This window comes from Albidovulum inexpectatum, assembly GCF_002927635.1.
In the GTDB taxonomy this organism is placed as follows: domain Bacteria; phylum Pseudomonadota; class Alphaproteobacteria; order Rhodobacterales; family Rhodobacteraceae; genus Albidovulum; species Albidovulum inexpectatum.
In genome coordinates, this window is the sequence record NZ_PRDS01000004.1 from 180283 (window position 1) to 198148 (window position 17866).

Below are 17866 nucleotides of genomic sequence, written 5' to 3' on the forward strand. Positions count from 1 at the left end.
GACCGGTTCGATGAACGCGCGCCTGCTGCCCTATATATTGATCCTGCCTGTCACGTTGTTCCTGTGCCTGTTCTTCCTGTATCCCTTCGTTCTGGTTGCGGCGCAGGCATTCACCACGGGCGACGGCTTCTCGCTGGAGAATTTCCGCGAGGTCGTGGGCTACTGGAAGTTCCCGATCTCGCTGAAGAACACGTTGCTTCTGGCCGCAGCGGTGGTGCCGGTTCAACTCGCGCTGGCTCTTCTGATGGCCACGATGGTGAACAGGATGCGCCGGGGGCGCGACCTGGTCCTGTATATCTGGACGATTCCGTTGGGCATTTCGGATCTTGCCGCCGGGATGATCTGGCTGGCGATCTTCGAACAGTCGGGCTTTCTGAACACGATTCTGGGCGCGGTTGGCGCCATCGACCGTCCGGTCAATTTCCTGAGCTACCAGCATATGGGTGTCGTGTTCCTGGCAATCGCACTGGCCGAGATCTGGCGCGCGACGGCGATCATGCTGGTCATCCTTGTCGCCGGGATCGGGCTGATCCCGAAGGAATACTACGAGGCCGCCGAGGTGTTCGGCGCGGGACCATGGCAACGGTTCCGTCGCATCACGCTGCCCCTGTTGCGCCCATCGCTGCAGACCGCGCTGGTCTTGCGCGTGATCCTGGCCTTCGAGGTCTTCGCGGTCGTTGCGGCCCTTGGCGGCACGCTTTTCCCGGTGCTGATGAGCGAAACCTACGCCTATCAGTTCGACCTGCTTGACAGCGGCGCGGCCGCCGCAATGGCGCTGATCATCCTTGCAATCTCGATTGCCTCGACGCTGGTGATCCTGCGCGTGCTGCGGGTGCCAAAGGGAGCTTCGATATGACCGTCACTCCGTCCACCGACACGCGGCGCGCGGGGCGTATCCTGTATGGTGCGGGTGTCGTCCTGTTATGCGCCTGGGTGCTGGGACCAATCTATCTGCTGGTCGTCAACACGCTGTCCTCGCCCGAAACGGTCAACACTTTCCCCAAACCGTTGATCCCCGAATTTGATACGGGCAGTCTGCGCTTCTTTCTTGAATTTGCCGGAATGCTGTCAGCGCTGAAAAACTCGGTTCTGGTGGCGGGGCTGACGATGATCCTGTCCATCCTGATCGGAGCCCCCGCAGGTTATGCGCTGTCGCGCTTCGACTTTCGTGGCAAGCAGGCCTTCCGGATGCTGATCCTGTTGACGCGGGCCTTTCCGCTGCCGCTGCTGGCGCTTCCGCTGGCGGTGATGTTTATCCGAACGGGCCTGGACGACACCATTCTGGGGCTTGCGCTGGTGCACACGACGCTGGCGGTCCCATTCTCGGTTCTCATCACCTATTCGCTCTTCTCGGGCATTCCTCTGGAGCTGGAAGAAGCCGCATGGACGCTGGGCTGTACACGGGTATCGGCCTTTGTCCGGGTGGTCCTGCCGCTGATCCTGCCCGGCATTACGGCCAGCGCGATCTTTGCCTTCGTCATCTCGTGGAACGAGGTCTTTGCCGCGGCCGTGCTGACCATCGAGAACCGGACACTGACCGCGTTTCTGCTGCAAAATCTCGACACTTCGCCCCTGCACCTGAAATTCGCGGGCGGCTTCATCCTGGTCGTGCCGGCGCTGATCTTCATCTTCGCCGTCCGCAAGTACCTGTTTGCCATGTGGGGAATCGCCAACCGCTGAGGTGGGGCGACACGTCACGGAGAATTACCGAAATGGCCGAAATCCAGATCCGCAATGTCGCCAAGCAGTTTGGCAGCTATACTGCATTGCGTGACATCAACCTGACCATTGCCGACCAGGAGTTCATGGTGCTTCTGGGCGCCTCGGGCTGTGGCAAGACGACCCTTCTGCGCATCATCGCGGGCCTGGAGACCGCAACCACCGGCGAGGTCTGGATCGGGGGGCGCCGGGTGGACCACCTGCCGCCGCGCGATCGCGGCATCGCGATGGTGTTCCAGAATTATGCGGTCTTTCCGCATCTGACCGTGTTCGAGAATATTGGCTTTGGCCTGCGTATGCGCCGCATGGCCGAAACCGAGCTGCGCCAGCGTGTCGAACGGGTCGCCGAGCTGATGCATATCGAGCAGCTGCTCAAGCGTTATTCGGGCGAATTGTCTGGCGGCCAGCGCCAGCGGGTCGCGGTGGCCCGGGCTCTCGCGATGGAACCCGACGTGATCCTGATGGACGAACCCCTGTCGAATCTCGACGCGCTCCTGCGGCTCGAGATGCGGACCGAGTTGAAGGGCGTTCTGGCCGAAAGCCGCACCACCGCAATCTATGTCACCCATGATCAGGTCGAGGCCATGAGCCTGGCCGACCGTATCAGCGTGATGCATCAGGGGCGCATCGTACAGGCCGCAAGCCCGATCGAGGTCTATCGCAACCCGGCCACCGAATTCGTCGGTGGTTTCATCGGCAACCCGCCGATGAACTTCCTGCCTGCCCGCCCGCTGGGCGAGGGCAGGTGGCAGGTTGCCGGTCTGGTCGTCGATGGCCCGCGCCTCGACAAGCCCCTGCATTTCGCGATTCGTCCCGAAGACCTGCGTCCGGCCGAAAACGGCCTGCAAGCCCGGGTCCGCGTGGTCGAGCCGCTGGGTGCGCATGTTCTGGTAACCTGCGATGTGGACGGGGCGATGCTTCGTGCCGTCCTTGACAGCGACATCAGCCTGAATCCAGGCGACCGGCTGACACTTGCCCCCCAACCCGACCGCATCCGCTGGTTCGACCCGGAAACGACGCGCGCGGTCCACTGAGAGACAGACATGCACGACACGCTGATCGCCGAAGCCCGCGCCATCCTGCGCCGCAACGACCGCGGCGCCTATACCGTGCCAACCCACGGTCTGTATCCGTTCCAGTGGAACTGGGACTCTGCCCTGACCGCGCTGGGGTTTTCGCATTTCGATATCGACCGTGCCTGGACCGAGATCGAGACCCTGTTCGCGCACCAGTGGCCCGACGGCATGGTGCCCCACATCATCTTTCACCAACCCGATGACGGCTATTTTCCCGGCCCCGAGGTCTGGGACACGGGCCGTCCGGTCCCGACATCGGGGATCACGCAACCGCCAGTCGCCGGTTTCGCGGTCCGTCGGCTGTTCGAACGATCTCGAAGCGACCCGGCCGCGCGCGAACGGGCGCGCCGTCTCCTGCCGCGCATCCATGCGTGGCATGAATGGTTTCACCGCACGCGCGATCCGCAGGGCACGGGTCTGGTCGCAATCATCCACCCTTGGGAATCGGGGCGGGACAACTCGGTCGATTGGGACGCCGCCCTGGAAAGGGTGCCAACCGAAGGCGTTGCGGCCTTCCGCCGCCGCGACACGATCCATGCCGATCCCGCGCACCGTCCAACGGACGAGCAATACCGGCGCTACATCTGGCTGGTGCAGCATTTTCGCAACCTGAACTGGGACACGGCGCGCCTGCACGAGGCCTCGCCGTTCCGGATCGTCGATCCGGGTTTCAACGGGATCCTGATCCGCTCCTGCTCTGACCTGGCGGAGCTTGCCGACGAACTGGGTCAATCCGAAATCGCCGCGCAATCCCGGGCATTTGCCGAACGGGGCAGGGTCGCACTCGAGACCCTGTGGGACGACGATCTGGGCCAGTATCTTTGTCTGGATCGTGCCACCGGCGGCCATGTGAAAAGTGCCTCGGTCGGGGGCTTGCTTGCGGCCTTCGCCATATTGCCGCGCCGACGCGCCGGGGCAATCGCCGAACGGGTGCACAGGCTGGCAGCGCGCGCCCGCTTTGTCGTGCCCAGCCATGATCCGGACGCACCCGGATTCGACGCGCGCCGCTACTGGCGCGGGCCAGTCTGGCTGATCGTGAACTACATGATCGCCGACGGTCTGGTCCGATCCGGTGAAGACGCCTGTGCCCGGAGCATCCTGGACGACAGCCTGTCGCTGATCGCCACGGGGGGCTTTGCCGAATACTACGATCCCATGACCGGCGCGCCCTGCGGCGGGGGGCACTTCACATGGACCGCAGCGATGGTTATCGAGATGCTGAGCAACCAGCGGACACCGGCATGAAGCGATCGCGCATCAACCAGATCATGGCCGAGGCGGACGAGCTGATCCGCCGGCATGGTTTCGTCCTGCCGCCCTTTGCGCGGTGGAGCCCCGAAGAGTTCCGCGCGCGCCGCGACGTGGCGCGCCACCTGATCGATGCGCGCTGTGGCTGGGACATCACCGATTACGGCGCGAATGATTTCGACCGGATGGGCCTGTTCCTGTTCACGCTGCGCAACGGGCGGCTGGCCGACCTGCAGGCCGGACGCGGCATGTGCTATGCGGAAAAGCTGCTGATCTCGCGCCGGGATCAGCTGTCGCCGATGCATACCCATCGGCTCAAGGCCGAGGACATCATCAACCGCGGCGGGGCGACGCTGGTGATCGAGCTGTATGGCTCGGACGATGCGGGCAATTTCGCCGAGGATCGCGGCGGCACGGCGATGTGCGACGGCATCGCGCGCACATACGCCCCGGGCGAGAAGCTGCGCCTCGCGCCCGGCGAAAGCGTGACGCTGATGCCCGGCGACTGGCATGCCTTCTGGGCCGAGGGCGGCGACGTGCTGATCGGAGAGGTCTCGACCGTCAACGACGACGAGACCGACAACATCTTCCGCGACCCGATCGGTCGCTTTGCCACGATCGAGGAGGACGAAGCGCCCGCCCATCTTCTGGTCAGCGATTATCGCGACTGGCTGGGCTAGGCCATGCACGGTGCGCAGCCTGACCCAAGGCACGATCCGCAAGGCTTTCTGCGCGCGCTGTTCGACGCGGCCGTCGCTGCGGCCGATCCCTTGCGCGTCGGCCCTCCGCACCTGCCGCCACGGTCGAAGGGGCGGCTTGTGGTCATCGGCGCGGGCAAGGCCAGCGCGCGCATGGCCGAGGCGGTCGAAGCGCATTACGGCCCCTGCGAGGGGCTTGTCATCACCCGCTATGGGCATGCCCGCCCGACGCGCGGGATCGAGATCGTCGAAGCCGGCCACCCGGTGCCCGATGCCGCGGGCGTGGCTGCGACCGAACGGATGCTGCGGCTTGTCTCGGGGCTGGGGCCCGACGATCTGGTCCTGGCGCTGATCTCGGGCGGCGGCTCGGCGCTGCTTTGCGCACCCGCGGCTGGACTGACCCTGGCCGACAAGATGGCGGTGACGCGGGCGCTTCTGGATTGCGGGGCGCCCATCGATCAGATCAACACGGTGCGCAAGCATCTGAGCCGAGTCAAGGGCGGGCAGCTGGCCGCAGCCTGCCATCCGGCGCGGGTGCTGGGGCTGATGATCTCGGACGTGCCCGGGGATGATCCGGCGGTGATCGCCTCGGGCCCGCTGTCGTCCGAACGCTCGACACCGGACGAGGCGCTGGCGATCCTGGACCGCCATGGACTGGATCTGCCGGAGGCGGTGCGGAGCGCACTGATGCGGCGCTCATCGGTGGTGCCGCCGGGGGATCCGCGCCTGACCAATGTCCAGACACGGATCATCGCCGCGCCATCACGCTCGCTGCAGGCGGCGGCCGATCTGGCGCGCAGGGCGGGATGCGAGCTGCGGCTGCTGGGCGACGACCTTCAGGGAGAGGCGCGGGAGCTGGGCGCCGAACAGGCGCGCATGGCGCTGTCGCTGCTGCCCAGGGTGCGCGCCGACGGCCGGCCCCTGGTAATCCTGTCGGGGGGCGAATGCACGGTGACGCGGCGCGGCGACGGCATCGGCGGCCCGAACGCGGAATTCGCGCTGGCCGCGGCGCTGGCGCTGGACGGGGTGCCGGGCATCCATGTCATTGCCTGCGATACCGATGGCGTGGACGGCGCGGCCGAGATCGCAGGCGCCATCGCCGGGCCCGAAACGCTGCCCCGCGCCCGCGCGGCGGGCATCGACCCCGGCACGGCGCTGGCGCGAAACGACGCACACGGCTTCTTTGGCGCAATCGGCGGACAGGTCGTGACCGGCCCCACCCTGACCAATGTCAACGACTTCCGCGCAGTTCTGGTGGTGCCGGGGTAGAGCCGATCACCGTATCGGCGCACGGGTCAGGCTGGCACCATGCACGACGCCCCGGCGGTTGCCGGGGCGTTTTCGCATTCGTGGTGGTCTTCGATCAGCCCGCCAAGCGGAAATAGGCAGCCTCGAAATTGTTGTTCATGCCTGCGCCGTTGCAGAAGCCGAACGCGCCGTTCGAGGTGACGTCAAGTTTGCCGCCGGCGACGATGGACGCGCCCTCGATCCCGTCGGCATTGGCCGTCATCGAGATATCGCCCGCGGCCAGGATCTGGCTGCCATAGATATTGACCTTCGAGGCAAACTCGACCCCGCCGCGTGTCACCAGTTGAACGTCGCCGCCTTCGGCGCAACCATCGTCCCGGCCCAGCGTGATGTCGGACGAGGCAAAGACCGATTTCGCGTCGGTATTGTCCACCAGGATCACGGCGTCCTCGATGACCGCGCCGGCCTTGATCTGAATCCGGCAATTCGTGATCAGCACGGCCTCGCGGATCACGGCATCGCTTTCGATCGTCATGTGCGTCTTGGAATTCGGACAGGTCGCGCGGTGAATGCGGCCCTCCTGGATCGTGCCGGCCGTGATGCCCTTCTTGTAGTTCACCGTAATGATATTACCCGAGTCGAGATAATCCCTGTAATAGGGCGAGCCCGCGATCATGTAGCCCACGCCGGCATCATAGGGCTCCTCGGCGCCCAGAAATATGTCGTCGATGCGATTGAGGATCCGGGGCGCATAGGACCCATCGCGCAAAGCCTGGGCCAGCCCGGTATTGGACTCGAAGCCCGAGGCGGGCAGGTCGATGTTGCGCTTGTCGGGCATCGACACGACCACGCCGGGTTCGAACGTGTTACCCGAACTGACCGAGACATAGCTTTGCGAATGAATGCAGAACCCGGCCTTGAACACGCCGTTCGACTGCATGTCCACGCGATCCATCGCGACAAAGCCTTCGCGGAAGCAGGACGGATAATAGGTCGTGTAGACAGATTGCGTCGTGACGTTCCAAGCGTTCAGACCGGCCAGCTTGAGCAGCAGAACCGGCACCCCGTTTCCGTTCGCTTCGGCCTGGCGGGTCGTGACCAGCACCGCGTCGCGCGCGGCGGGGTCCGCGATGAACTGATGCCTGGTTTCGTCCCAGCGGCCAAAGCGGATGTCATCCGCGGTCAGCACGGTGCCATAGCGCGATGGCGGCATGTTGTCGGCCGCGAGCTGCAGCGCGATCTGCCTGGCCTCGTCCGCCGATTTGAGTTCGCGCGAATACAGGGCCGCATGGGCAACCGTATCGGCCGTGACCTGCAGCCGGGTGCGCGCGGCGATGGCATTGGCATAGTCCACGGCAAGGCCGCCCATCATCAGGCAGGCCAGAAGGATCAACAACGCAAATGCCGTTATCCCGCCCGCTTGGTCCCCGGCCAGATCCCGCACATGTTTGGTCAGACGGCTTTTCATGGCTCAGTTCTCCATCAGATGTTCGGCGCGCACCGTGATGCGGGTGCCCTGAAAGACCTTGGCGATGCCAAAGACATCCAGATCGGTCACCGGGGCGCTTGCGGTGGTGGTGATCAGGCCGGCGACGATGCTGGTCGAGGCCTGCGGGTCCGAGGTGATGATCGCCAGCCTCTGGGTGATGAAGTGTTCGGTTTCCTGTTCGTCCTTCAGGCGATGGATCGACAGGTTCCGGTTCGCGTCCTGCACGACGCGCAGCATCGTGGACTGATAGTGAAAGATCATCGCCAGATCGACCAGCAGCATGAACAGGCCGATGAAGAACGGCAGCCACAGAATGGCCTCGATCGTGGCCGCGCCGGATTCGTCGCGCAGCGCCCGGCGCGCCATCGCTGGATATGTCTTCTTCCGTTTCAGCACCGTGCTTTCCCTTCCTGGCACGTGCCTCGGCGCAACCCTTGCATCATGCGCCGCGGCCTTGCCCCCCGGTTCTTCTTGTTGCACGCCCCGGTTGAACCGGGTCGAAACGCGCCGTTCATCCGGCGTTCATCTTGGGCCGGTCATTCGGTCGCGGCGGCGCTGGTCACGTCGTCTTCTGCGTCCGCCCCGGCACGGCTGACTCCAAGCGCCCCGGCCAGTTCGTCCAGCAGATCCTCGGCCCGCTCGGGCGACAGGGACTTGTTCGACTCCTCGACGATGCGCGCCTCGGATGCGGTCAGGAATTCGTCCAGCGCGGCCTGCTGCGAATCCTCGGCCAGGCGCGCGGCCTCGGCATCGGCAATGGCCTGAACGGCCTCCAGATCGATGCCATCGCAATTGGCCACGCAAGAGACCACGCCGCTTTCGACCGAATAGATCGGGTCGCCTTCGGTGGCGCCTTCGTTCAGAAGCGCAGCAAGCTCCGTGTCGATCTGAACCGGATCGGGGTCCGGGATGAACCCGTCCAGCGCGGCCAGTTCGGCCTCGGTCAGCTCTTCCCCGGCGGCGGCGCGGGCGGCCAGCTGGTACTGGGCCAGAGCGCCGATCGTGCCGTTGAAGTTCTGGTTGCGGATATGCGCATCCAGCGCCGCCTGGTTGGCATTGGCCGCGTTCCACTTGCCCTTTTCGCTGGGATGCAGCGGCGCGGCCTCGGTCACCGTCGAGGACTTTCCGGCCTGCCCAGGCGCCGATGGCTTGGCCGGCCGGACCTCGCGCACGGGTTTGGCGGGGCGTTCGGACCTGGCGCCGTTGCCGCGATCGGATCTCGATCCCCGGTCGCCCCCCCGGTCGCGATCGGCGCCCTTGCCGTTGCCACCACCGTTTCCGCCGCCCTTGCCTTCATTGCCCTTGGCATGGACCGCAACCGGCGTTGCAAGCGTGATGATCAGGGCGGTCGAGGCAAGCGTGGCGGCCGCGATACAGGCGGCTTGCAGAACCGATTTGGTCTTGCGCGTCATGTCCAGTCTCCGTTTCTTGTTCCGTGAGTGGTGACGAATTCCCAAACTGACGGGCCACCGGAATCGGGCCGCCAGTCGCAACACAGCACAAGCCGGATGAACGGGGCTGCAATGCGCCGTTCATCTTGCGTTCAAGAAGGACGTGTTAGGACATGACAATCTGGCGCTATGGCCATTGGGGACGTTTGATGCTTTTGCATGTGCTTGGTGTGATATTGCTGGTCCTCGTCATGGCCCTTGGCGCGGCGCGGGCAGATACCCCGCGCGAAATGTCGCCCCAGGATCTGCGCCAGAGCGTCGCCTCGGGCCAGTCCCAGCCCTTGCCGCGCATCCTCAAGGCCGTGGCGGCGCGGGTGCCGGGCACGGCCGTGGACGTGCGCGCCTTCGATCTGGGCGGGGTCTATTACAAGGTCATCATCAAGCGGCCGGACGGTCAGCTGGTCAGCGTCGTGGTCGAGGCTGCGTCGGGGCGGCTGCTGCCGTCGAGCGAGCCCGCGGCCAAGGCCGTGCGTGCCGCGGCCCAGACGGCTGGGTCCGGCAATGCAAATGCATATGGGCGCTCGGCCTCCAGCCCCGGGAAATCGGGCAGCGCAGGCAGTAACGGCAAGTCCGGCGGCCAGGGCGGCAACAACGGCGGCGGCAACAAGGGAGGCAATGGCGGTGGCGGCGGAAACGGCGGTGGCAACGGTGGTGGTAACGGCGGTGGCAAGAAGAACTGAACGACACGAGTTGCGCGGCTGATGCGACTGCTGGTCGTAGAAGATGAAGTCGTCCTGGCCGATCAGCTGCGTCGCGCGCTGGTGGCCGAAGGTCATGCCGTGGATGCCGTTCATGACGGCGAAGAGGCCGCCCATCTGGGCGAAACCGAGCCTTATGACCTGATCGTTCTCGACATCGGCCTACCAAAGCGCGACGGGCTCAGCGTGCTGCGCGACTGGCGCAAGGCGGGCATCGACACGCCGGTCCTGATACTGACCGCGCGCGATGGCTGGGCCGACCGGGTCGATGGGCTGGATGCCGGCGCGGACGACTACCTGCCAAAGCCGTTCCACATGGCCGAGCTTTCGGCGCGCGTGCGGGCGCTGCTGCGCCGGCGCTCGGGCCTGGCCAACCCGATCCTGCGCGCCGCGGGGGTCGAGCTGGACACGCGATCGGGCAGGGTGCTGCGCGATGGTGTCCGGGTCGATCTTACGCCGCAGGAACTGGCGGTGCTGTCCTACCTGCTTCACAACATGGGCCGGCTTGTCTCGCGCACCGAACTGGCCGAGCATATCTATCAATATGACGGCGACAGGGATTCGAACACGATCGCCGTCTTCGTGACACGCCTGCGCAAGAAGCTGGGACCTGACCTGATCACCACCGTGCGCGGTCGTGGCTACATGATCGACAGGACGTGATGCGGTCCCTGCGGCGCCGCGCGATGCTGTTCGGGCTGCTGTGGGCGGGGCTGGTCGTCGCGATCGGTGGCCTGCTGCTGGTGGTCTTCTTCAATCAGCTGACACTGCGGCGCTTTGATGCCAGTCTGGCCGAGCGTCATCTGGGCCTGATCGCCGCCCTGGGCAGCGCGGATGGCGATCTGGAAATCGTCGAGACGCTGCTGCCCGACCCGGCCTATCGACGCCCGTATTCCGGCCGCTACTGGCAGGTCGAAGGCGACAACGGCACGGTCGCGGTGTCACGGTCATTGTTCGATACGCTGCTGGAACGACCGAATGTGCGGATGGGCGAGCGCAGGTTCTGGGACGGTGTCGGTCCCGACGGCCCCGTGCGCGGGATCACCGAGATGGTTCGGCTGGACGATGGCCGCAGTCTTGTCGCGACCACGGCCCAAAGCCTGACCGAGCTGGTGACCGATCGACGCGACGTTCGCCGCTCGCTGCTCGCGACCTTTGCCTTTGTCGGTGTTCTGGGGGTTCTGGGCGCGGCCCTGATCGTCGGCGCGACGTTGCGGCCGCTCGGGCGCCTGCGGGCAGACGTGGTCGGCCGCTGGGACCGTGGCGAAAATCTGGACCCCGGGTCCTATCCGGAAGAGGTTGCGCCGCTGGTCGCCGACATCAATACGCTGCTCGAGCGCAATCGCGAGATCGTCGAGCGCGGCCGCCGCCAGGCCGCTGATCTTGCCCATGCGCTGAAGACACCGGTCGCCATCCTGCGCAACGCACTGGATGCGGCCCCGCGCGACGTCGGCGACGAGGCGCGGCTGGCGCTTGATCGGGTCGAGGCGCAATTGCAGACCCAGCTTGCGCGGATCCGCGCGGCAAATGCATCAGTTCTGGCGCGCGGGCGGTTGCCGGTTGGCAAATCCGTGGATCGTCTTCTGCGCCTGTTTTGCAGCCTTCCCGAAGCCAGGGAGCTGGAATTCGATCTCGATCTGCCCGATGGGCTTGTCGTGGCGATGGATGTCCAGGATCTCGAGGAAATCCTTGGCAACCTGATCGAGAACGCGGTCCGACACGCGCGCACGAAGGTGCGTGTTTCGGGTCGGCGCGAGGGGTCGGCGTCGATCGTGGACATCGAGGATGACGGCCCCGGCATTCCCGAGGCCGAGCGCCGCGAGGCGCTGCGTTCAGGCGGACGTCTGGACGTGTCGGCGCCGGGCACGGGTCTGGGCCTTGCCATCGCCTCGGACCTCACCGCGGCCTATGGCGGAGAGCTGGCGCTTGAGCGCTCGCCAACCCTTGGGGGCCTGCGCGTGCGGCTGCGCGTGCCCGATCGCGCCGGCCTTGGTGGGCCGGGCTGAGGGGCAATTGATTTAACATAAGACCGATTATCGGCCTGAAAGCAGAGGGTGGCGTGGGATCGAAGCGGATATCGATGGTGGCACACGCCCCTTTCGGGACACGAAGGCTCTGATGATGTGACCGTCCTCCTTTGTGGATCATCGTAGACCCACCTTGGCACATTGATGCCCTCGGGGGGCGGTCACATCATCAGAGCCGTTCGCATGGGTCCATTCTCGGTAAGAATTTTGGGCGCTACCGGGTCGGTTCTCAGCGGAAATCATCAGGCAGGCGATAGCGGCGCTCGGCCTCTTCGGGGGCTGCGGTCAAGGGAGAACTTGCGGCGGTGACGCGCACCGCGCGAATGTCCACCCCGTCGATGGGCTCGACGTGGACGGGCTGATGAAGATCTACATGTCGCTCGGCGCCCTTGCCCCCGATGCGCTCAAGGGGCGTCTGCCACGCGCGGGTGCAGCCAAGTGACTTTGCCGCTGCACGAGGGAACGACCGCACCTTCGATGGGACATGGACACCCGGGAAGTCTTCCGGTCATGGTCGCAAAAAAGGGCATCACGCGCCGCCGAAAGTCTTTTGCCGTCACCGCAGCGGGGCGCGCCGAGCCGACCCCGAAGGCGCGATGTTCTTCGACGCCCAGATGCGCCGCGGACAAGAGATGATCGAGCAACTGCTCGATACGCTTGGCAAGGAAGGTGCCGTCCCGCCGAAAGGGGCAAGGACCGAGCCCTGATGTCGGCCCGCGGCGCGTCCTCGGGCACAGCGCGCCAGCCGCTTGACCCGGCCGCGCGGCCGGGTCAATGAACGCAAACATTCTTCAGAATCAACACACTCGATCGCAATCAGAGGCACCAGGGTGACGGTTTCAAAAGCACTGATAATCGCCGATCCGTGGATCGGGATGATCCTGAACGGCAGCAAGATCTGGGAAATGCGGTCGACCGGCGCGGCGCATCGCGGCTGGTTCGGCCTGATCGCCAAGGGCACGGGCGCGGTCCACGGCGTGGCGCGCCTTGCCGACGTTCTGCCGCCGCTCTCGCCGGACGAAATGCTGGCGACCATCGACAAGCACCGCATCCCGGCCGGGATGATCACTTCGGGTGAAGTCGCCAGATGGAACACGCCTTGGGTGCTGGCCGATGTCCGGCGGCTGCCGACCCCGGTGCCCTATCGCCACCGGCCCGGAGCGGTGACCTGGGTCACGCTCGATCCCGAGGTCTCGGCCGCCATCGCGGCACAGATGCCGGACCTGCCCACCACAGCACCTGCCCGACAGGCAAGGCAGACCCCGGCGGCGCCGCGCAGCGCCGTACCGACGCAGGGCCGGCCGTTCCCCGAACCGGCCGCGCCCGCAGGCAACACCCACGGCAATACCGCCGGAAACGCGGTCGCCACCCCCTGCCCATCGGACCCCGTCGTACTGGCGGCAGAGGAATCTGGCCCCGGAACGCCAATCGGCAGCGTCGAACTGACCGAGGGAAACATCCGGAACAATCACATCTACCTGCGCGGCATACTTGACCGCTTCCCAGCCGACGCGATCGGCGGCGGGAACGCAGCCAGCAAAGCGCCGCGCGCGCTTGTGATCGACTGGGGCGGCGACGCCCCGGCGATGACGGATATCGACGGGACAAAGAAGATCTTCCGCGCGCGCGGCTGGATCAGATCCTTCTTCGAACGCACCGGCGCCCGGCCCGGCGATCGGGCCCATTTCGAACAGACCGGCCCGCATGCCTATCGGGTCAGCCTGTCCCGGCAAGATCCGGCGTGACCGTTACCCGCGCGCGGCTCCGGCCGGCGGCCCGGTGACGGTGAAATCCGCCCCACATGTCGCGCGCGGGTTCCCCCTTGCCTTGCCACTGCGGCCGGGTATTTCCTGGCGCCATGACCAAGCTTGTCTTGCTGCACAGGGCCGACTCGATCTACGACGACGAACCCGACGTCGTCTATGACTTCCCGCGCCAATATCTGAAGGTAATGCAAGAGGGCGTCGGCGACTGGATCATCTATTACGAACCGGTCAAGGCCGGGCCGCGGGGCTATTTCGCCGTCGCCCGGATCGACGACATAATCCCCAAGCCCGGCGTCGAGGGGCGCTATCTTGCGCTGATCGCGCCCGGCAGCTTTCTGCCCTTCGACCGCGAGCTGCCGCGCGAGATCGACGGTCGCGCGCTGGAATCGTCTCTGGCCGGCCCCGATGGCCGCGCCACGACCGGCGGACTGGCGCAAAGCGCGGTGCGCCGCCTGTCCGAGGCCGACTTTGCGCGCATCGTCAATCTGGGCCTGCCGGCCGATCTGGAAACGATCGAAGACACGCGCTATGGCGCGCCCGCGGCCGGACTTGCCGAGGACCCCGCCCCCTTCGAGCGCCCGGTGATTGAGCGGCTCACCCGTCGGCCCTATCGCGATGTCGCCTTCCGGCGAAAGGTGCGCGAGGCCTATGGCTATCGCTGCGCCATGTCGGGGCTGATGCTGCGCAATGGCGGCGGCCGCCCCGAGGTGCAGGCCGCCCATATCCGCCCGGTGGAACACGGCGGCAGCGACTCGGTCCGCAACGGGCTGGCCCTGTCGGGCACGCTGCACTGGATGTTCGATCGCGGCCTGATCTCGGTCGCCGAGGATTGCGAGACGATCCTCGTGTCGCGCAACAAGGTCCCGGGCGAGGTCATCGACCGCCTGCTGATCCCCGGCGGCAAGCTCTTGAAACCCCGCGATCCCAAACATGCGCCGCATCCCGCGAACCTGCGCTGGCACCGCGAGAACGTCTTTGGCCAGATGCCGACCGACGGCCCCGCGCCCTGGAACTGACGCAGGCCCGACGCGCGCGGCGGCCCCCCGCTGTTTCAGCCCCGATCCGCCACCCGCGCCTGATAGGCGTCAAGATCGGCCATCAGCGCCGGCCCCGAGGGCACGTCCTCGCGCGCGCAAAATTCGGCCCAGACCGCGCCGAAGGGCAGGTCCTTGACCTCCTCGGTCACCACAAGGCGCGTGGTGAAGTCGAACGCCGCCTCGGCCGCGCGCAGGCGGTCCCATGGCAGCAGCAGCGCGCGCAGAAGTGCCTTCTGCATGTTGCGCGTGCCGATCACCCAGGCCGCGGTGCGGCTGATCGTGGCATCGAAGAAGTCGAGTCCCACATGGGTACGGTCCAGAAGACCGGTGCCCACTAGCTCCTGCGCGAGGGCCAGAACCTCGTCGTTCAGCAGGATCACATGGTCGCTGTCCCAGCGCATCGGACGGCTGACATGCAACAGGATGCCCGGCACGAAAGGCGCCACGGCGCTCAGTTTGTCGGCGACATTCTCGGTGGGATGGAAATGGCCCATGTCGAGACACAGAAGCGTGCCGCGCCGGATCGCGTAGCCCATGTAGAATTCGTGGCTGCCGATCGTGCAGGCCTCGACCCCGATGCCGAAGAGCTTCGATTCCACCGCGTCCAGCATGTGCGCCGGGTCATGGCGCGCCTGAAGCATCGCGTCCAGCGATTCCTCGAGCCGCCGCCGCGCGCCCATGCGATCTACGGGGTTGTCCTTGAACCCGTCGGGCACCCAGATGTTGTTGACCGCGGCGCTGCCCAGCTCCTGGCCCATGCGCGCGGCGATCTCGCGGCAGCGGCGGCCATGCTCGATCCAGAAGGCGCGGATGGCGGGATCGGGATGGGCCAGCGTCAGGTTGTCGTCGGCCTTCTCGTGCGCAAAGAAGGTGGGGTTGAAGTCAAGCCCCGCGCCCTGCTCCCGCGCCCAGTCCACCCAGGGCGCGAAATGCCGGTATTCGATCTCGTCGCGATCGGGGGCCTCGTCGGTGTCCAGATACATCGCATGCAGGTTCAGCCGGTGCGGCCCGGGGATCATCGCAAAGGCGAATTCCAGATCGGCGCGCAGCTCCCGGGGATTGCGCGCACGGCCCGGATGGTTGCCGGTCGCCTGGATGCCGCCGCCCGAATGGCCGCGCCGGCGCTCGAACCCGACGACATCGTCGCCCTGCCAGCAATGCAGCGAAATCGGGATCCGCCCCAGACGGGCGATCGCGGCTTCGGTATCGACGCCCCATTCGGCAAATCTCTCGCGTGCGTCCGCATAGCTCATGGCCTGTCCTCCCCCTGTCTTTCCCCGACCTTCCCGCTCAGCGCGGGAAGGCCTGCACGTTGCCGGCATCGACGTTCAGGATGTTGCCCGTCGACTTGGCCGACAGGTCGGCGGCGAAGAAATAGCAGGCCTCGGCCACGTCCTCGGGCAGGACCGAACGTTTCAGCAGCGAACGCTGACGATACATCTCTTCCAGCCCCTGCTTGTCGGTGCCATAGGTCGCGGCGCGCTGCTCCAGCCACTCGCCCTCCCAGATGCGCGAGCCGCGCAGGACCGCATCGGGATTGACCACGTTGACGCGGATCCCGGCCTCGGCGCCCTCGAGCGCCAGGCAGCGCGCCAGATGGATCTCCGAGGCCTTGGCCGTGCAATAGGCCGAGGCATTGGGCGAGGCCGCAAGACCGTTCTTCGAGGCCACGAACACCACCGACCCGCCCATCCCCTGGGCGCGCATCAGACGGAAGGCCTCGCGGCTGACCAGGAAATATCCGGTGGACAGGATCGCCATGTTGCGGTTCCACAGCTCAAGCGAGGTTTCCTCGACCGGAGCGGAAGACGCGATGCCCGCATTCGACACCAGGATGTCGAGCCCGCCGAATTCGACCGCCGTCTCGGCGATGGCGCGGGCAACGGCGGCCTCGTCGGTGACATCCATCACGACGCTGCGCACCATGTCGCCGCCGTGCCGCTGCACCAGCCGGGCCTGGGTTGCCTCCAGCGCCTCGGCCGAGATATCGGCCAGCATCACGCAGGCGCCCTCGGACAGGTAGCGGTCGGCCACCGCCGCGCCGATCCCGCCCGCGCCCCCGGTGATCAGCGCCACCCGCCCGGCCAGCGATCTGGGCCTTGGCATCCGCTGCAGCTTGGCCTCCTCGAGCAGCCAGTATTCGATGTCGAAGGCCTCCTGTTCGGGCAGGCCGCGATAGCTGCTCACAAGGCTCGCGCCGCGCATGACATTGATCGCGTTCACGTAGAACTCGGCCGAGATGCGCGCCGTCGCCTTGTCGCGGGCAAAGGTGATCATGCCGACGCCGGGGACCAGGTAGACCACTGCGTTGGGGTCGCGCATGGGCGGGCTGTCGGGCCGCTTGCAGCGCTGGTAATAGGCGGCATAGTCGGCGCGGTAGGCATCGACCGCCTGCGACAGCCCCCCGAGAACGTCCTCGAGATTGCCGCGCGCCGGATCGAACCCGACCACCAGCGGCCGAATCTTTGTGCGCAGGAAATGGTCCGGGCAGGACGTGCCAAGCGGCGCAAGATCGGGCATGGCGCGCGAATTGACGAAATCCAGCACCGCCTGCGAATCGTCGAAATGGCCGACCTTGTATTCCTCGCGCCCGATCAGACCGCGGATCGCGGGCATCAGCCGCGCGGCGATGCGGCGGCGCTCTTCCGCCGGAAGGCTCTCATGGACGGCCCCGCCGAAAGGTGCGACACCCTCGGCGCGCTCGGCCAGCCAGGCGGTGGCGGTGTTGATGACCTCGATCGTCGTGTCATAGCAGGCCCGCGCCGTGTCGCCCCAGGTGAACAGCCCGTGACTTTCCAGCACGACCCCCACGGCATCGGGATTGTCCTGGCAGAACTTCTCCAGCCACAGGCCCAGCTCGAAGCCCGGACGCTTCCACGGCAGCCAGCCGACGCGGCCGCCGAAGATTTCCTGCGTCAGCGCGCGCGAATCGGCCGAGGCCGCGATCGCGATGATCGCATCGGCATGGACGTGATCGACATGGCGGTGCGGCACGAAGGCATGCAGCGGCGTGTCGATCGAGGCCGCGCGCGGATTGAGGTTGAAGGTGCAGTGCGGCAGATAGCCGACCATCTCGTCTTCGTGCTCGACCCCGCGATACAGCTTCTTCAGCGCGCGCAACCGGTCCATGTAGAGCGTCGCGAAGCCGTCAAGCTTCATCGATCCGATATCGCCGCCCGAGCCCTTGACCCACAGCACCTCGACCATCTCGCCGGTCAGCGGATCGCGCTCCATGATCTTGGCCGAGGTATTGCCCCCGCCATAATTCGTCACCCGCTTGTCCGAACCAAGCAGGTTCGAGCGATACAGGAGCAGTTCCGACTCGCTCTTCCCGGCCGCCTCGGCCTCGTCCCAGCGGTTTTCAAGCAGCTGATCTTTGACGGATTTCAGCAAGGGATCCTCCCATCTT

General features: G+C 66.1%; 16 protein-coding genes. 11 read left to right on the forward strand and 5 right to left on the reverse strand.

The features are described 5' to 3' along the window. The first annotated feature begins 10 nt into the window (after positions 1-10). From LV82_RS07940 to LV82_RS07965, 6 genes are read left to right on the forward strand one after another with little or no spacing between them, the layout of a single operon-like run. Complete coding sequence (locus tag LV82_RS07940; protein ID WP_104070591.1) at positions 11-856, forward strand: carbohydrate ABC transporter permease; 846 nt, start codon at positions 11-13, stop codon at positions 854-856. Further along, positions 853-1680, forward strand: a complete 828-nt coding sequence (locus LV82_RS07945) for a carbohydrate ABC transporter permease (protein WP_104070593.1) — start codon at positions 853-855, stop codon at positions 1678-1680. Before LV82_RS07940 ends, LV82_RS07945 begins: the two co-directional genes overlap by 4 nt. 32 nt (positions 1681-1712) lie before the next feature. After that, positions 1713-2753 carry an ABC transporter ATP-binding protein gene (locus LV82_RS07950; RefSeq protein WP_104070595.1) on the forward strand — a complete coding sequence of 347 codons (1041 nt, stop codon included), beginning with the start codon at positions 1713-1715 and terminating at the stop codon, positions 2751-2753. A gap of 9 nt (positions 2754-2762) precedes the next feature. Continuing rightward, entirely contained in the window at positions 2763-4040 is a 1278-nt protein-coding gene (locus tag LV82_RS07955) for an amylo-alpha-1,6-glucosidase (RefSeq protein ID WP_104070597.1), read from the forward strand. Continuing rightward, positions 4037-4723, forward strand: coding sequence for a D-lyxose/D-mannose family sugar isomerase (locus tag LV82_RS07960; RefSeq protein ID WP_104070599.1), 687 nt, complete (start codon positions 4037-4039; stop codon positions 4721-4723). Before LV82_RS07955 ends, LV82_RS07960 begins: the two co-directional genes overlap by 4 nt. 3 nt (positions 4724-4726) lie before the next feature. Next, positions 4727-6010, forward strand: a complete 1284-nt coding sequence (locus tag LV82_RS07965) for a glycerate kinase type-2 family protein (protein ID WP_104070601.1) — start codon at positions 4727-4729, stop codon at positions 6008-6010. 94 nt (positions 6011-6104) lie between these two features. Here LV82_RS07965 and LV82_RS07970 read toward each other — a convergent pair whose 3' ends face one another. The 3 genes from LV82_RS07970 to LV82_RS07980 form a co-directional block, all read right to left on the reverse strand. Then, the gene (locus LV82_RS07970) at positions 6105-7457 is read right to left on the reverse strand and encodes a Tad domain-containing protein (RefSeq protein WP_104070603.1); all 1353 of its coding nucleotides are present in this window, start codon (positions 7455-7457) and stop codon (positions 6105-6107) included. Between the two features lie 3 nt (positions 7458-7460). After that, positions 7461-7874 carry a TadE/TadG family type IV pilus assembly protein gene (locus LV82_RS07975; protein WP_146065147.1) on the reverse strand — a complete coding sequence of 138 codons (414 nt, stop codon included), beginning with the start codon at positions 7872-7874 and terminating at the stop codon, positions 7461-7463. 140 nt (positions 7875-8014) lie between these two features. Next, positions 8015-8890 carry a hypothetical protein gene (locus LV82_RS07980; RefSeq protein ID WP_104070607.1) on the reverse strand — a complete coding sequence of 292 codons (876 nt, stop codon included), beginning with the start codon at positions 8888-8890 and terminating at the stop codon, positions 8015-8017. 152 nt (positions 8891-9042) lie between these two features. On the opposite strand from LV82_RS07980, the gene LV82_RS14905 reads away from it, so the two are divergent. The 5 genes from LV82_RS14905 to LV82_RS08005 all read left to right on the forward strand — a co-directional run bounded on the left by LV82_RS14905 (position 9043) and on the right by LV82_RS08005 (position 14436). Further along, positions 9043-9609 carry a PepSY domain-containing protein gene (locus LV82_RS14905; RefSeq protein ID WP_104070609.1) on the forward strand — a complete coding sequence of 189 codons (567 nt, stop codon included), beginning with the start codon at positions 9043-9045 and terminating at the stop codon, positions 9607-9609. Between the two features lie 21 nt (positions 9610-9630). After that, positions 9631-10290 (forward strand): response regulator transcription factor, encoded by a 660-nt coding sequence (locus LV82_RS07990; RefSeq protein WP_104070611.1) that lies wholly within the window; start codon positions 9631-9633, stop codon positions 10288-10290. Next, positions 10290-11633, forward strand: coding sequence for a sensor histidine kinase (locus LV82_RS07995; protein WP_104070613.1), 1344 nt, complete (start codon positions 10290-10292; stop codon positions 11631-11633). The genes LV82_RS07990 and LV82_RS07995 overlap by 1 nt, the downstream gene beginning before the upstream one ends. 851 nt (positions 11634-12484) lie before the next feature. After that, the gene (locus LV82_RS08000) at positions 12485-13399 is read left to right on the forward strand and encodes an ASCH domain-containing protein (RefSeq protein ID WP_146065149.1); all 915 of its coding nucleotides are present in this window, start codon (positions 12485-12487) and stop codon (positions 13397-13399) included. A 113-nt stretch (positions 13400-13512) separates the two neighbouring features. Beyond that, the gene (locus LV82_RS08005; protein ID WP_104070617.1) at positions 13513-14436 is read left to right on the forward strand and encodes an HNH endonuclease; all 924 of its coding nucleotides are present in this window, start codon (positions 13513-13515) and stop codon (positions 14434-14436) included. A gap of 35 nt (positions 14437-14471) precedes the next feature. Here LV82_RS08005 and LV82_RS08010 read toward each other — a convergent pair whose 3' ends face one another. Then, positions 14472-15710 carry an L-rhamnose isomerase gene (locus LV82_RS08010; RefSeq protein WP_104070619.1) on the reverse strand — a complete coding sequence of 413 codons (1239 nt, stop codon included), beginning with the start codon at positions 15708-15710 and terminating at the stop codon, positions 14472-14474. A 37-nt stretch (positions 15711-15747) separates the two neighbouring features. Continuing rightward, positions 15748-17850 carry a bifunctional rhamnulose-1-phosphate aldolase/short-chain dehydrogenase gene (locus LV82_RS08015; RefSeq protein WP_104070827.1) on the reverse strand — a complete coding sequence of 701 codons (2103 nt, stop codon included), beginning with the start codon at positions 17848-17850 and terminating at the stop codon, positions 15748-15750. Between the last annotated feature and the right edge of the window lie 16 nt (positions 17851-17866).